Source organism: Streptomyces sp. NPDC088762 (assembly GCF_044750905.1).
Classification (GTDB): Bacteria; Actinomycetota; Actinomycetes; order Streptomycetales; family Streptomycetaceae; genus Streptomyces.
The window spans coordinates 185,429-200,781 of the sequence record NZ_JBIVKT010000004.1 but is presented as its reverse complement, the minus strand read 5'-3'; the positions used below and the strand labels follow the sequence as shown (position 1 = coordinate 200,781).

The 15,353-nt window shown below is 73.7% G+C and carries 11 protein-coding genes; 7 read left to right on the top strand and 4 right to left on the bottom strand.

The window, feature by feature from the left end; translation table 11 throughout:
• The first annotated feature begins 31 nt into the window (after positions 1-31).
• From ACIP5M_RS12410 to ACIP5M_RS12400, 3 genes are all read left to right on the top strand, one after another.
• On the top strand, positions 32-1,027 hold the full coding sequence (locus ACIP5M_RS12410; protein ID WP_401195504.1) for a DMT family transporter: 996 nt from the start codon (positions 32-34) through the stop codon (positions 1,025-1,027).
• Complete coding sequence (locus ACIP5M_RS12405) at positions 1,020-2,294, top strand: aromatic amino acid transaminase (RefSeq protein ID WP_401195502.1); 1,275 nt, start codon at positions 1,020-1,022, stop codon at positions 2,292-2,294. Before ACIP5M_RS12410 ends, ACIP5M_RS12405 begins: the two co-directional genes overlap by 8 nt.
• Positions 2,295-2,567: 273 nt before the next feature.
• A complete protein-coding gene (locus ACIP5M_RS12400) occupies positions 2,568-4,634 on the top strand; it encodes a SpoIIE family protein phosphatase (RefSeq protein WP_401195499.1) in 2,067 nt (688 codons plus the stop codon).
• 75 nt (positions 4,635-4,709) lie between these two features.
• Here the strand turns inward: ACIP5M_RS12400 and ACIP5M_RS12395 are convergent, their stop codons facing one another.
• Both ACIP5M_RS12395 and ACIP5M_RS12390 read right to left on the bottom strand, forming a co-directional pair.
• Positions 4,710-7,499 carry a SpoIIE family protein phosphatase gene (locus tag ACIP5M_RS12395; RefSeq protein ID WP_401195497.1) on the bottom strand — a complete coding sequence of 930 codons (2,790 nt, stop codon included), beginning with the start codon at positions 7,497-7,499 and terminating at the stop codon, positions 4,710-4,712.
• 194 nt (positions 7,500-7,693) lie between these two features.
• Entirely contained in the window at positions 7,694-8,842 is a 1,149-nt protein-coding gene (locus tag ACIP5M_RS12390; protein ID WP_401195496.1) for a glycerate kinase, read from the bottom strand.
• A 143-nt stretch (positions 8,843-8,985) separates the two neighbouring features.
• On the opposite strand from ACIP5M_RS12390, the gene ACIP5M_RS12385 reads away from it, so the two are divergent.
• Genes ACIP5M_RS12385 through ACIP5M_RS12375 form a run of 3 tightly spaced genes read left to right on the top strand, consistent with a single transcriptional unit; the run spans position 8,986 to position 11,720 of the window.
• Positions 8,986-10,746: a BCCT family transporter gene (locus tag ACIP5M_RS12385; protein WP_401195495.1), complete on the top strand. Its 1,761-nt coding sequence runs from the start codon at positions 8,986-8,988 to the stop codon at positions 10,744-10,746.
• 9 nt (positions 10,747-10,755) lie between these two features.
• Positions 10,756-11,256, top strand: coding sequence for an NUDIX domain-containing protein (locus ACIP5M_RS12380; protein WP_401195492.1), 501 nt, complete (start codon positions 10,756-10,758; stop codon positions 11,254-11,256).
• 35 nt (positions 11,257-11,291) lie between these two features.
• On the top strand, positions 11,292-11,720 hold the full coding sequence (locus tag ACIP5M_RS12375) for a hypothetical protein (protein WP_401195490.1): 429 nt from the start codon (positions 11,292-11,294) through the stop codon (positions 11,718-11,720).
• Here ACIP5M_RS12375 and ACIP5M_RS12370 read toward each other — a convergent pair.
• Both ACIP5M_RS12370 and ACIP5M_RS12365 read right to left on the bottom strand, forming a co-directional pair.
• Positions 11,663-12,223: a methylated-DNA--[protein]-cysteine S-methyltransferase gene (locus tag ACIP5M_RS12370; protein ID WP_401195487.1), complete on the bottom strand. Its 561-nt coding sequence runs from the start codon at positions 12,221-12,223 to the stop codon at positions 11,663-11,665. The two genes, ACIP5M_RS12375 and ACIP5M_RS12370, sit on opposite strands and share 58 nt — an antisense overlap.
• A 13-nt stretch (positions 12,224-12,236) precedes the next feature.
• Positions 12,237-13,721 (bottom strand): AlkA N-terminal domain-containing protein, encoded by a 1,485-nt coding sequence (locus tag ACIP5M_RS12365; protein WP_401195484.1) that lies wholly within the window; start codon positions 13,719-13,721, stop codon positions 12,237-12,239.
• A gap of 346 nt (positions 13,722-14,067) precedes the next feature.
• Here ACIP5M_RS12365 and ACIP5M_RS12360 point away from each other — a divergent pair.
• Positions 14,068-15,353 (top strand): CAP domain-containing protein (locus ACIP5M_RS12360; RefSeq protein ID WP_401195482.1); only part of this gene is annotated, 1,286 nt, incomplete at its 3' end.

The following is a 15,353-nucleotide window of genomic DNA, read 5'->3' as shown; positions in this document are numbered from 1 at the left end:
GGTCCGGTCTCAGAGGCTGGAGCACTTTCCCTTGGTCGCGACGAACACCTCCCCAGCGGCCGCGCCTCCCGATGTGGCGGGCCCGCGCGCCGGACACCCCAGCCGGCGCGGGCTCTCCTCCCAGGCCCGGGGCACCCTGGCGCTGCTGGTGACCGTGTCGATCTGGGCCGCCTTCGCGCTCAGCGCCCGCGCGCTGAGCGCGTCCACCCTGCTGCCCGCCGACGCGGCCCTGCTGCGGTTCGGCGTCCCGCTCGTGGCCTTGGCGCCCGCGCTGTGGCGCCGCCGCCGGCGCATCGCGGCGGTCCGGCCGGGCGCCGCGGTGAAGATCATCTGCGGGGCGGGGGTGCCGTTCTTCCTCGCCGCGATGCACGGCGGCGCCCTGACCTCGGCCGCCTTCGTCGGCTCGATCGTGCCCGGCATGGTCCCGCTCTTCGTCTCCGCCCTCATGGTCGCCCGCGGCCACCGCGCGCCCCGCGGCACCCAGGCGGCCGGGCTCGCGCTGATCGCGGTCGGCGTCATCGCCCTCGTCTGGCGCTACGTCGTCCCCGTGGACACCGGTGTCCTGGCCGGCGCGGGCACGCTGCTCGTGGCCAGCGGCCTGTGGGCCCTGTACACCGTGGGCCTGCGCGACGTGGACCTCGATCCGGTCGGCTCCATCGGCCTGCTGTGCCTGCCCTCCTTCGCGGTGATCGGGCTCCTGGTCCTGACCGGGATGCTCCCCACCGGTCTCGCCCACGCGGCGGTCGGCGACATCGCCCTCTTCCTCGTGGTGCAGGGGCTGGGGGTCGGCCTGTGCGCCGGCCTGCTGTACGCCTACGCCATCCGCCGGCTGGGCGCCGAGCGCAGCGCCGTCGTCGGCAGCCTCAGCCCCGTCGCCGTCGTGCTGCTCGCCATCCCGCTGCTCGACGAGTCGCCCACCCTCGCCGTCCTCATCGGCGTACCCCTCATCACCGCCGGCGTGGTCCTCGCCAACCGCCGTTCCCCCGTCCGCCCCCACCCCCGCCCCGAGGTTCCCGCAGATGCTTGAGCTCCTCCCGCCGCCGCCCACCGACCCGCTGTGGGACCTGACCGCCGAGTACGCGGCCGACGAGCGGCCCGAGCGCCTCAACCTCGTCCTCGGCGTCTACCGCGACGCCGCCGGCCGCACGCCCGTCATGGCGGCCGTCCGCGAGGCGGAGATCCGCCTGGCGGAACGCTCCGCGTCCAAGGAGTACCGGGGCCTGTCCGGCAACACCGGGTTCAACCGCGCCCTGGTGGAGATGGTCCTGGGCGCGGGCGACGGCGCCGCGGGCCGGGCCGCCGCCGTCCAGACCGTCGCGGGCTCCGGCGCGCTGCGGCTGCTGGCCGACTTGATCTGCCGGACCCGCCCGGGCACCACGGTCTGGATCAGCGACCCGGCCTACGTCAACCACCGGCCCATCCTGGAGGCCGCCGGGCTGCGGGTGCGTCCGTTCGGGTGGGTCGACGCGGAGGGAGGCTTCGACGCGGCGGGAGTGCTGCGCGAGCTGAGCGCGGCCCGCCGGGACGACGTGGTGCTGCTCCAGGGCTGCTGCCACAACCCCTCGGGCGTCGACCCGTCGCCGCAGGACTGGGCGGCGCTGGCCGACCTGGCCGTCCGGGACGGCTGGGTGCCCTTCGTCGACCTCGCCTACCACGGACTCGGCGGGGGCCTGGAAGCCGACCTGGCGGCCACCCGCATGCTCGCCGCGCGGGTCCCGGAGATGCTCATAGCCGTCAGCTGCTCGAAGAACTTCGGCCTCTACAGCGACCGCACCGGCTGCGCGATCGTCCTCGGCGCGTCGGGCCGGGCCGTGCGGCACGCCGAGACGACCCTCCAGAACGCCGCCCGGACGCTCTACTCGATGCCGCCCGAGCACGGGGCGGCCGTCGTGACGACGATCCTGGAGGACGAGCGGCTGCATGCCCTGTGGCGCGCGGAACTGGACGTCATGCGGGGCCGTATCGCGGCCAACCGCACCGACCTGACCACCCACCTGAGCGCCCTGGGCTGCGAGGCGCAGGCCCGGTCGCTGGCGCGGCAGAAGGGCATGTTCTCGATGCTGCCGCTCTCGGCCGAGCAGATGCTCCGGCTGCGCAGGCAGTTCGCGATCTACGGGACGACATCGGGGCGGATCAACATCGCGGGGATCCCGGCGCACCGCATCCCGTTCCTGGCGCAGGGTATCGCGGCGGTCGTCCTCGGGACGGGGACCGGTACGGGTCCGGGCGTGGATGCGGGGGCGGGCGAAGGTGCCCGGACACGACAGTCCCCGGCAGTCTCGTCGATGCCATGAGCCATCCGCCGTCGCCGATGGCTCCCGTGGCTCGCAAGTGCTGCCGGGGGCCTGGCCAGAGCCTGGAACAGGGTCACGCGGGCCTCTGGACGTCTCCAAAGGGAGGTGCGGCTCTTTCCGGTATTCCGGTGTATTGATGAGTTTCCTCCCTATTTCTCCGGAGTCAAGACCTGGGAGTGGACTGCCCGGAAGCGCCGGACGGAGAGCCCGGCGTCGACGCCTCAGATAGGGTGAATCGGTAGGAATCGGGCCCCCCGCGGTGAGGTCGGTGCATTGGACACGTACCAGTCGACGAGCGCGCTGCCGGACCCGCCGGTGGCGGCTGTCGGCTATGCGGGCGTGCTCCGCGAGCTGCTGCCGATCGCCCTCTGGCGGGAGGACGCGGACGGCCGGGTCGTGGAGTGGTCGCTCGCCGCCCAGGACCTGCTCGGCCACCGCCCCGAGGACGTCCTCGGCCGCCGCGGCACCGCCGTCCTCGTCCCCGAGGCCAACCGCGAGCTCGCCGACCAGCTGACCCGCCGGGTCCAGGCGGGCGAGACCGTCGTCGGCACCCTGCCCGTGCGCCACCGCGACGGCCACCGCGTCGCGATGGAGATGTGGATCGTCCCCGCCGCCGACCCGAAGGGCCGCACGGGGGCCATGCTCATCGCCGTGGAGACCTCCGAGGTCCTCCACATGCGCGACTCCCTGGCCGCCCTCCAGAGCCTCTTCACCCAGTCGCCCATCGGGCTCGCCACCCTCGGCCCCGACCTGCGCTTCCTGCGGGTCAACGACGCCCTCGCCCGGATGAACGGCGTCTCCGCCGCCGAACACCTCGGCCGACGGCTCACCGAGGTGGTGCCGGGGGTCAACGCCACCGCGCTGGAGGCGATGATGCAGCGGGTGCTCGACCGGGGCACGGCCGTCGTCGACGTGCGGCGCACCGGGCGCACCCCCGCCGACCCGGAGCACGACCGGACCTGGTCCTGCTCCTACGCGCCGCTGCTCGACGGCTCCGGGCGCCGCCTCGGCCTCATCGCCTCCCTCATCGACATCACCGAGGGCCAGCGGGCCCAGGCCGACGCCGAACGGGCCCGCCAGCGGTTCGCCCTGCTGGCCGAGGCGGGCACCCGCATCGGCACCACCCTGGATCTGCGGCAGACCGCCCAGGAGATCGTCGACTTCCTGGTACCGCAGCTCGCGGACTCGGCCGACGTACAGCTCCTCGAAGCGGTCCTCGGCCCCGACGAGAGCGCCGTCGCCACCGCCTCCACGCGCGGGCTGATGCGCCGGCTGGCGGCCTCCTTCCCCGACCCGGACGCCCCCACCGCGAAACTCGCCCCCGGCCAGACCTTCCGGATCCCCCCGGACTCGGTCTACGAACGGGTGATCGCGGAGGGCCGGCCCATGAACCTCTACGCCTCCGACGTCCCGGCGCTGATCACCGACCCGCGCGCCGGGGCCCTGCGCGGCTACCTCGCCACCCTGGGCTCCGCGCGCATGATCCCGCTGGTCGCGCGCGGCACCGTACTGGGTGCGGTCGCCGTCACCCGGCTCCGGGACCGCGAGCCCTTCGACGAGGAGGACCGCGTCCTCCTCGACGAACTCGTCGCCCGCGCCGCCCTCAACATCGACAACGCCCGGATGTACACCCGGCAGCGGCAGGCCGCCCTCACCCTCCAGCGCAGCCTCACCAACAGCGCGCTGCCGGCGGTCACCGGCCTCGAGCTCACAGGCCGCTACCTGCCGGCCAGCGACCAGGACGTCGGCGGCGACTGGTTCGACGTCATCCGGCTGCCCGGCGGCCGCACCGGGCTGGTCATCGGGGACGTCATGGGCCACGGCGTGCACGCGGCCGCCGTCATGGGACAGCTGCGCACCGCCGTACGCACCCTCGCGCGCCTCGACGTGCCCCCGGCGCGGATGCTCCGCTCGCTCGACGCCGTCGTGGCCGACCTGGGCGAGGACGAGATGGCCACCTGCGTCTACGCCGTCCACGACCCGGCATCGGGCGGCTGCGTGATCGCCCGCGCCGGACACCCGCCCCCAGCCGTGGCCGCCGCCGACGGCACCATCACCTTCCTCCACGGCCCGCCCGGAACCCCGCTGGGCACCGGCGGCCGGGACTTCCGCACCGAGGAGGTGCCGCTGCCCCCGGGAAGCCTGCTCGTGCTCTACACCGACGGCCTCATCGAAGCCCGCGACCGGGACCTCGACGAGGGCATGGACCGTCTGGGGCGGGCCCTGCGCGGGGTGGAGCGGCCGCTGGAGGAACTGTGCGACGGGATCCTGGACAGCCTGCTGCCGCGCGCCCCGCAGGACGACGTGGCGGTCCTGCTGGCCCGGACCCGGCCCGTGTGACCCCTGCGCCGCCGGCCTCAACGGCCTGCGCCACGCCCGGGTCCGTCCGGGGGCCGGCTCACGCGGCTCACCCGCTCACCAGGCCAGGTCCTCCAGCGCGTCCAGGTCCAACGGGACCGGCGCCGGCGGTTCGGCGCCGCCGGTCAGCGGCAGCTCGGCCCAGATGACCTTGCCGCGCTCCGTGTAGCGGGTGCCCCACCGCTCGGAGTACTGCGCCACGAGGAACAGCCCGCGCCCGCCCTCGTCGGTGGTGGCCGCGTAGCGCAGGTGCGGGGCGGTGCTGCTGCCGTCGGAGACCTCGCAGATCAGACTGCGGTCGCGCAGCAGCCGGACCCGGACGGGCGCGCTCCCGTACCGGATGGCGTTGGTGATCAGCTCGCTGAGGATCAGCTCGGTGGTGAAGGAGATGTCCTCCAGGCCCCAGGCCATGAGCTGCGCGGCCCCGGCGTTGCGCACCCGCGATACGGCCGACGGGTCGCCCGGCACCTCCCACTCCGCGATCCGGTCCCGCTCCAGCAGCCGGGTGTCGGCGATCAGCAGGGCGATGTCGTCGCTCTGCACCGGGTACAGCATCGCGCCGAGCACGTCCGCGCAGGCCTGTTCGGGGCTGCGGCCGGACCGGGCAAGGGTCTCGGCGAGCAGGGTCACGCCGGAGTCGTAGTCCCGGTGGCGGTCCTCCACGAGGCCGTCGGTGAACAGCACGAGCCGGCTCCCCTCGGGCAGCTGCAGCTCGGTGGCCTCGAAGGGCATGCCGCCCACGCCCAGCGGCAACCCGGCCGGCAGCTCGGGGAACTCCACCTCGCCGCCCTCGGAGACGAGCGCCGGCCCGGGGTGCCCGGCGCTGGCCATCACGCACCGCCCGGACACCGGGTCGTAGATCGCGTACAGGCAGGTGGCGCCGGTGATCCCGGCGGCTTCGCCCACCCCGTCCGCGCCCTCCTCGCCGCCGCCGCGGTCTCCGGTCTCGTCCTGGTCGATCCGGTTGATCAGCTCGTCCAGGTGCCCGAGCAGCTCGTCCGGCGGCAGGTCCAGGGTGGAGAAGTTGTGCACGGCGGTCCGCAGCCGCCCCATCGTGGCCGCGGCGTGCACCCCGTGACCGACGACATCGCCCACGACCAGCGCCACCCGCGCCCCCGGCAGCGCGATCACGTCGAACCAGTCCCCGCCCACCCCCGCCTTCGCCGGCAGGTAGCGGAAGGCGACCTCCACGGCGGTCTGGTCGGGCAGCACCCGCGGCAGCAGGCTGCGCTGGAGGGCCACGGCCGTCGCGTGCTCGCGCGTGAAGCGCCGGGCGTTGTCGATGGAGACGGCCGCGCGCGCCCCCAGCTCCTCCGCGAAGGACAGGTCCTCCTCGTCGAAGGACTCCGCGGTGTCGGCGGCCCGCCAGAAGTTGGCCATGCCCAGCACCACGCCGCGGGCCTGGAGCGGTACGGAGATCAGCGAATGGAGCCCGTAGTCGAGGGCGACCCGGGTCCCGTCGGCGTCCTGGGCCCGCCAGCCCATCGCTGCGTTCAGGTCGGCGGCGAGCACCGCGTGTCCGGCGTGCAGGGCGGCCGCCATCGGCGCGGTCGCCACGTCGAACCGGACGACGTCGCCGACCGGCTGGAGCGGGTGGTCGGTGCGGACGGCCGTCATGGCCGTCCGCCGCATCTCGGTGTACACGCCGTCGGCCGACGAGGGCTCGTCGCCGCGCAGCACCGGTTCCAGCAGCTCCACGGTGACGAAGTCCGCGAAGCGCGGCACGGCGACCTCCGACAGCTCCTCGGCGGTGCGGACCACGTCCAGGGTCGTCCCGATCCGCACGCCCGCCTCGTAGAGCATCTGGAGCCGCTCGCGGGCCACCTCGGCCCGGCCGGAGAGCGCGGCGAGCTCGGTGGTGTCGCGCAGGGTCATGACGGTGCCGGAGGGCTGGCCGGCGTACGGCTTGGTGGGGCGGACGTTGACCGCGAGCAGCCGGTCGCCCGCCAGGTGCACCTCGTCCGTGGCGGACCGGCCCGAGGCGAGCAGCTCGGCGGTGCGCGGGTCCAGACCGAGATCGCCGACGTGCCGCTGTTCGGCGTCGGGCGGCAGGTCGAGCAGCCGGCGGGCCTCGTCGTTGGCGAGGACCAGCCGCCGGTCGGCGCCGATGATGAGCACGCCCTCGCGTACGGCGTGCAGGACGGCCTCGTGGTGTTCGTTCATCCGGGTCATCTCGGCGACGCCCCAGCCGTGGGTCTGGCGCCGCAGCCGATTGCTGACCAGGGCCGCGCCTCCGGTGCCGAGCAGCAGGGCCCCGGCGGCCGCGCCGAGGAGCAGCGGGAGCTGGTCCGCGACCGCGTCGCTGACGTTGACCACCTCGATGCCCGTGCCGACCAGGCCGATGACCGCGCCGCTCGCGTCCCGTACGGGCACGATGGCCCGCACCGCGTCGCTCGGCTCGCCCCGGAAGCTCTCGGTGAAGGACTCCCCGGCGGCGGCGCGGGCCAGGTCGCCGGTGGCCCGCTGACCGATCAGCTCGGGCCGGGAGTCGGTGTAGCGGACCCCGTCGGTGCTCATCACGGCGATGAAGTCGACGCCGGAGGCCCTGCGGGCGGCATCGGCCAGCGGCTGGAGCTCGGCGGTCGGGTCCGCCGACTTCAGCGCGGCGGGCAGGCCGGGGGCGTGGGCGAAGGCCTCGGCGGCGGCGAGGGAACGGTTGCGCGCCTCGCGCGTGCTGTCGTAGCGGGCCTGGACCACCAGGGCCACGGCCGCTGCGGTGATCAGCAGCAGCACGATCACCGCCTGGAGGGCGAAGACCTGACCGGCGACGCTGTGCAGCCCCCGGGCCAGGCGCGCGCGCAGTCGCGGGCCCCATCCGGTCGGCTGACGACCAAATCGTCCGGTCATGAGCCATTTCTAACACTGTCCAGGGGGTTTGGGAGCGGCTCCGCAGGCGCCCCTGCCGCGCACGGCCTCCCCGGCCCTCCGGGTGCGGTTCGACGACGTCCCCGGCCGCACGCGGCAGCGGCGCCCGGGGACGGCGGGGAACGGGTGAGGCCCGGTACCCCCACGCGGGGGACCGGGCCTCGAGGGATCGGGGGTCAGAGGATGTCGGCGGCGATCCCGGCCGCGACGCGCTCCAGCAGCGGACCCGCGTTCGGGATGGACTTGGCCGGGTCGGGCTCCAGGTCCGTCAGCGGGTAGGCGCGGCGGATGCCGGCCGCCTCCAGGGCCTCCTGGCTCAGCAGCAGCCGCCCGCAGACCGCCACCACCGGCTTGCCCGCGGCGCGCGCGGCGGCCGCGACACCCGCCGGGGCCTTGCCGTGCAGCGTCTGCTCGTCCAGCGAGCCCTCGCCGGTGATGACCAGCGTGGCCCGCTCCAGCGCCGGAGCGAAGCCCAGCACCTCCAGCATCAGCTCGATCCCGGGACGGAACGTCGCACCGAGGAGCAGCGCCCCGTAGCCGATGCCGCCCGCGCCACCCGCGCCCGGCAGCACCGCGCACTCGGCCGCCTTCGCGCCGATCGACTTCTCCAGCACCACCGCGAAGTGCGCCAGCGCGGCGTCCAGCGTCGCCACGTCCTGCGGGGAGGCCCCCTTCTGCGGGCCGTAGACCGCCGCGCAGCCCTTCGGGCCGGTCAGCGGGTTGTCCACGTCGCTCGCGAGGACGAACTCCACCTCCGCGAAACGGGGGTCGACCCCGGACAGGTCCGCCGAGGCCAGGGACGCCAGCGCGCCGCCGCCCGGGCCGACCGGTTCGCCGTTCGCGTCCAGGAACACCGCGCCCAGCGCCGCCAGCATGCCCGCGCCGCCGTCCGTGGTGGCGCTGCCGCCCACGCCGAAGACGATCGAGCGCGCGCCCGCGTCCAGCGCGGCCTTCAGCAGCTCGCCCGAGCCGTACGTGGTGGCCGTCAGCGGGGCGAAGGTGCCCTTCGGCAGCAGCTGCAGGCCGGAGGCCTCCGCCATCTCGACCACGGCGGTGCCGTCGCGCAGGGCGAAAGCGGCCGTGACCTGGTCGCCGAGGGGCCCGGTGACCCGTACCTCCCGGCGTTCGAAACCGGCCGCCACAGCGGCCGCGACCGTGCCGTCGCCGCCGTCCGCGACGGGGAGGGTCTCGATCTCCACGCCCGGTACGGCCCTGCGAAGGCCTGCCGTCACCCGCTCCGCGACCTGAACGGCCGTGAGCGAGCCCTTGAATTTGTCCGCGGCGATGAGCACGCGCGCGGCCTCAGTTACTGCTCCGTCCGTCACCTTGCTAATCCCTTGCTATCGAACAGTGCAGTCGCGCCACCCTGAGGGTATCCGGAGGATCCTCCTATGCCCATGCGTGGCCTGGGACACACCCGGCGCGCCATGGCGCTAAATACGGATATACGCCCCCATAGTGGGGCCACATGATCGCGGATTCACTGGAACAGCCACGTCCGGATTCCCCAGGCGGGCCCCCGGAAGGCCCCGCGGACGGCGTGGCCGACGCCGCGCCCGACCGTACCGTCGTCGCGGTCGGCGTGATCGCCGTGCTGGCCGTCGTCGCGTGGGCCGCCCTGGCCAAGGGCTCCTTCGACACCGCGTCGAGCACCGCACTCGCCTGGGTCCTGGACAACTTCGCGTGGCTGTTCGTGATCGCCGCCGACCTCTTCCTCGTGATGTGCGTCGTCCTCGCCGTCAGCCGCTTCGGCCGGATCCGGCTCGGCGCCGACGGCTCCGAGCCGGAGTTCACCCATCTCGCCTGGATCGCCATGATGTTCAGCGCCGGCATGGGCATCGGCCTGATGTTCTACGGGGTGGGGGAGCCGCTCACCCACTACCTGAACCCGCCCCCCGCCTCCGGGGCCGCCCCCCGCACCGGCGGCGCCGCCCTCGCGGCCATGGAGTACTCCTTCTTCCACTGGACCCTCACCCCCTGGGCGATCTACGGCATCACCGGCCTCGCCCTCGCCTACGCCACCTTCCGCAAGGGGCGCGGCAACCGTCTCAGCTCCGCCTTCGTGCCCCTGATGGGCGAGGAGCGGGCGGGTGGCCCGCCCGGCAAGGCCATCGACCTGCTGGCCGTGTTCGCCACCGTCTTCGGAACCGCGACCAGCCTCGGGCTCGGCGCGCTCCAGGTCTCCAAGGGGCTGGGCATCACCACCGGAGTCCAGGACTCCACCACCGTCCGGCTGGTCATCATCGGTTCGCTCTCGGCGGCCTTCGTGCTCTCCGCCTTCTCCGGCCTCCACAAGGGCGTGAAGTGGCTGAGCACCATCAACATCGTGCTCGCCGCCGGCCTGATGCTGTTCGTCTTCGTCCTCGGCCCCTCCGTCCACATCCTGGACGTGATCCCCGCCGGCGTCGGCGGCTACCTGGACGAGCTCCTCCCCATGGCCAGCCGCACCGGCGCCTTCACCGACGCCACGTGGCTCGGCGCCTGGACGATCTTCTACTGGGCGTGGTGGCTCTCCTGGGCGCCCTTCGTCGGCACCTTCATCGCCCGCATCTCGCGCGGCCGCACCATCCGCGAGTTCCTCATCGGCGTGCTCCTCGTCCCCAGCGGCGCCACGATCGTCTGGTTCTGCGTCATGGGCGGCACCGCCATCCGCCTCGACTCCACCGGTGCCGTGGACTTCGCCGCCACGATCAAGGACGGCACCGAGGCCTCGCTCTTCGCCATGCTGGACGCGCTGCCGGTCCCCACGCTCACCTCGTGGGTCGCCATGGCCCTGGTCATGACCTACTTCGTCACCAGCGCCGACTCCGCCTCCCTGGTCATGGGCTCGCTCACCAGCGGCGGCTCCCTCCACCCGCCGACCTGGCTGGTCGTCACCTGGGGCGTGCTGATGGCCGCCGTCGCCGCCGTACTCCTCGTCGCGGGCGGCCTCACATCCCTCCAGACCGCCACCATCCTGGTCGCACTGCCGTTCGTCATCGTCATGCTGGTGCTCTGCTGGGCCCTGGTGAAGGAACTCCGGGAGGACCCCGGCGCCGGACCGGGCCGCCACCACGCGCTGCACGGGCTGGGCGACGCGGTCCGGGCCGTGGTCGGCGACGCCGTCACCGAGCGGGCGCCCGCCCGCCACCCGCGGCTGCGGCGCGTCGCGGAGTCGAAGGGCCGGGACCGCGAGGACGGGCCGGGCGGGCCCGACGGACCGGCGGACCCGGCGCCCGGCCCTCGGTAGGGTGACCGGGTGACCACCACCGATGACTACGCCACGTACATCGCGAGCCTGCCCCGGGTGCTGGCCGGCGCGGCCGCCCTCTACCGGGACACCGAGGGCCGCGTCCTGCTCGTCGAGCCCAACTACCGCGAGGGCTGGGCCCTGCCGGGCGGCACCATCGAGTCGGACCGGGGCGAGTCACCGCGCGCGGCCGCCCGCCGCGAGAGCGCCGAGGAGATCGGCATCGACGTACCGCTCGGCCGCCTCCTCGCCGTCGACTGGACCCTCGGCCCGGGCCGCCCGCCGCTCGTCGCCTACGTGTACGACGGCGGGGTGCTGGACGCCGACCGGCTCGCCTCCATCAGGCTCCAGGAGGAGGAGCTGATCTCCTGGCGGCTGGTCGAGCCCTCCGAACTCACCGCGTACCTCCCCCTCGCGCTCGGGCTGCGCATCGAAGAGGCCTACCGGGTCCTGCGGTCGGGCGAGGGCGCCGCGGAGCTGGAGAACGGCCGGCGCCCGCTCCCCTCGTAACACCGGGCTTACTGCGAGCAGGACAGAATCAGCTGATGATCACGATGTACGCCTGGCCCAGCACCGCCGACGGGCCCGACGCCCTGCCCATGGTCCACTTCACCACCGACCAGCAGGCCGGCGGTGAAGTCACCCCCGAGGGGACGCCGGTCTGGCTGTTCGACACCGCGATCCGCGACGGCGGCTGGGCCCAGTTCACCGACTTCGAGGGCTGGTCCGTGCCCTCCCCCCAGTGGCAGGCCTTCTACCGCCGCGAGGACGACCTCTTCGCCGTCAGCGGCCCCGGCTCCTGCGAGGGCTGGTACCAGGGCAACCTCGGCGCCGACGCCGACTGGGTCGAGGCCGCCGCCGCCCGGCAGAGCGTGGTCCTGCTCGCCGCCCCCGTCCAGCACCCCTCGCTCTACGGCTACGCCGTCGAGGCGGGCGCCGCCTTCGCGCTGCTCGTCCCGCTGCTCGTGGTGTAGGCCGGGACCAGGACGCCGCTCCCGGACTCGAACGCCAGCAGCCGCACCTTGCGCTCGACCCCGCCGCCGTAGCCGGTCATGCCGCCCGAGGCCCCGATCACCCGGTGGCAGGGGACGATGATCCCGATCGGGTTCCTCCCGTTGGCCAGGCCCACCGCGCGCGAGGCGTTCGGCTTGCCGAGCTCGGCGGCGAGCCGCCCGTACGACCACGTCTCGCCGTAGGGGATCCGCACCAGCTGGTCCCACACGCTGCGCTGGAAGTCGGTGCCCTCCAGCCGGAGCGGGAGGTCGAACGCGGTGAGCTCCCCGGCGAAGTACGCGGTCAACTGACGGGTCACCGCCGGGAAGGGCTCCTCGGTGGGCGCGACCCGCTCCCCGAAGGACTCCTCGGCCGGGCGGTGGCGCTGCCCGACCATGTAGAGGCCGCTGAGGACGCCGTCCGTGGAGACCAGGGTGAGCGGGCCGTAGGGGCTGTCGACGACGGTGTGCTGCTTGACGCTCATGGCTGGATGCTCCTCAGACGGGCAGGTGGTTGATGGCGTGGTCCTCGGTGGCCCACAGGTACTGCACGGCGTACGCGCGCCAGGGCCGCCAGCCGGCCGCGCGGGCGGTCAGCGCGGACGGGGTGGAGGGCAGCCCCAGCCGCCGCGCGGAGCGCCGTACGCCGAGGTCGGACGGGAGGAACGCGTCGGGGTCGCCGAGCGCCCGCATCGCGATGACCTCGGTGGTCCAGGGGCCGAAGCCCGGCAGCGCCGAGAGCTGCGCACGCGCGGCCTCCCAGTCGCTGTCGATGCCGAGCGGCAGCGAGCCGTCGCCGAGCGCCGACACCAGGGTGGTGAGCGTGGCGCGCCGGCTGCGCGGCAGGGCCAGGGACTCGGGGTCGAGGGCGGCGAGCGCCTGCGGGGAGGGGAAGAGGTGCGTCAGCCCGCCCAGCGGGTCCTCGACCCGCTCCCCGTGGGCGGTGACCAGGCGGGCCGCGTGCGTGCGCGCCGCCGCCGTGGAGACCTGCTGGCCGAGGACCGCCCGTACGGCGAACTCCTGTGCGTCGACCGTACGGGGAACCCGGCGGCCGGGGGCCTTGTCCACCAGGGGGGCCAGCAGCGGGTCGGAGCGCAGCTGCCCGTCCACGGCCTCGGGGTCGGCGTCCAGGTCGAGCATCCAGCGGCAGCGGCTGATGGCGATGGTGAGGTCGCGCAGGTCGGTCAGGGCGAGGCGGCAGCCGATGTGGTCGGGCTGCGGGGTGAGTGCGACGACGCCGGTGCCGTAGGGGAGGCGCAGGGTCCGGCGGTAGGCGCCGTCGCGCCACTCCTCGACGCCGGGGACGGCGGTCGCGGCGAGGTGCCCGAAGAGGTTGTCCGGGTTGAGCGGGGCCCGGAACGGCAGCCGCAGACCGATGGTCCCCGGGATCCGGGGCGCGGCGTTCTTGGCGCGGCTCGCCTTCACCGCCCGCTGCCGCAGCTCGCTCGGGGCCACGGCGAAGACCTCGCGGACGGTGTCGTTGAAGGTGCGGATGGAGGAGAACCCGGCCGCGAAGGCCACGTCGCCCATCGGGAGCTCGGAGGTCTCGATGAGCAGCCGGGCGGTCTGCGCGCGCTGGGCCCTGGCGAGGGCGAGCGGGCCGGCGCCGAGCTCGGCGTTGAGCTGCCGTTCCACCTGGCGGGTGGAGTACCCCAGCCGGACGGCGAGGCCCGGGACCCCCTCCCGGTCCACGACCCCGTCCTGGATCAGCCGCATCGCGCGCGCGACCGCATCGGCGCGGGCGTTCCACTCGGGGGAGCCGGGGCTGGTGTCGGGCCGGCACCGCTTGCAGGCCCGGAAGCCGGCCTGCTGGCAGGCGGCGGCGCTGGGCAGGAAGGTCATGTTCTCGACCTTGGGCGGCACGGCGGGGCAGCTGGGCCGGCAGTAGATCCGGGTGGTCAGGACGGCGGTGAAGAACCATCCGTCGAAGCGGGCGTCCTTCGACTGCACGGCTCTGACGCAGCGCTCGGTGTCGGTGTGCATGGCTCCAGCATCCGGGGTCCGCCCCCCACCGGCTGGCCGTTTTCCGACATCAAGCGTAGCGGGCCCCGTCGGCTCGCACGGTCCGGCGGCAGCCTGCGCCGGCCGTCGCGCGATACCGGTCTGTTCGCAACCGCAGGCCGGAGATTCACCCGGACGGAGCAATTGGGTGGCCGCTGAGCGTGCACGTCTACGCCGAACGGGTGAAGATCATCCCATCGACCGGCGTGCGATGACTCGCGGTCCGCGGATGATCCGCGCCCGAGGGCAGCCAGGTCTGGCGGCGCGGGCGCCGAAGCACGGCATCCCGGAACGCTGTCCTTCGACGAAACCCGCATCGAGGTGGCCGATGAAACGCAACGCCTTCGCCACAGCCGCCGCGGTCATCTGCGGCCTCGCCATGATGGGCTCGACCACGGCTGCCTCCGCCTATGCAGCTGCTGTCCCGGTGCCCGCGTCCGAGCGGAAAGCTCCCCTCTGCCCTTCCTCCGACCCCCCGCCCGGCACGGGCTCGGCGGTCAGTTCCGCCGACGCCGCCGAGATCGTCCGTGTCCACAACGAAGCCCGCCGAGCGGCCATCCAGAAATACAACCCCGGCCTTCCCGTGGTTTCCGTTGTCTGGAACGCCAGACTCGCCTGCGACGCGCAGGCGTGGGCCGATGACCCCGAGTCCACTCAGGGCGGCCGGCTCCACCACAGCAACCGGGAGACCAACGGCCACGAGGGGGAGAACCTTTTCAGCGCTTTCCCCGGACCGGCGCGTCCGGTGAGGGCGTTGGACAGCTGGCTGGCCGAGAAATCCAAATTCGACGCGGACAACAACGCCCCGGTCGACAGCAAGGCGGCCCCCGGAACCAATTACCGTGCGTGGGGCCATTACTCCCAGATGGTGTGGATGTCCCCCTCGTCGTCCACGACTGCGGTCGGTTGTGGCGTAAAGGAGGGCGTCCCCGTGGGTGACACCACGGGGTGGGTCGTGGTGTGCCGGTACACCGCCGCAGGCAACATCGGCGGCGAGCGGGCCATTCCGCCCGGGGGCGCCGCTCCGGTCCCACAGCCCCCGCCGCCTCCCCGGCCCCCGGCCACGCAACCCTTCCGTGGCATCAGCAGCGTCTCTCAGCGGGACGATCACCTTGATGTGTTCTGGGTGGGTCCGGATGGTTCGGTGCGGTCGCAGTGGTGGGATGGGAAGTGGGGCAACGGGGCGTGGGACAAGCACGGGTCGTTCAACATCGCGCCTGCGGGTAGTGCGGCGGCGAATTCGGGGATCGCTTCGGTTTCTCAGCGGGACGATCACCTTGATGTGTTCTGGGTGGGTCCGGATGGTTCGGTGCGGTCGCAGTGGTGGGATGGGAAGTGGGATAACGGGGCTTGGGACAAGCACGGGTCGTTCAACATCGCGCCTGCGGGTAGTGCGGCGGCGAATTCGGGGATCGCTTCGGTCTCCCAGCGGGACAACCACCTCGACGTCTTCTGGCTCGGTCCGGACGGTTCGGTGCGGTCGCAGTGGTGGGATGGGAAGTGGGATAACGGGCCGTGGGACAAGCACGGGTCGTTCAACATCGCGCCTGCGGGTAGTGCGGCGGCGAATTCGGGGATCGCTTCGGTCTCCCAGCGGGACAACCACCTCGACGT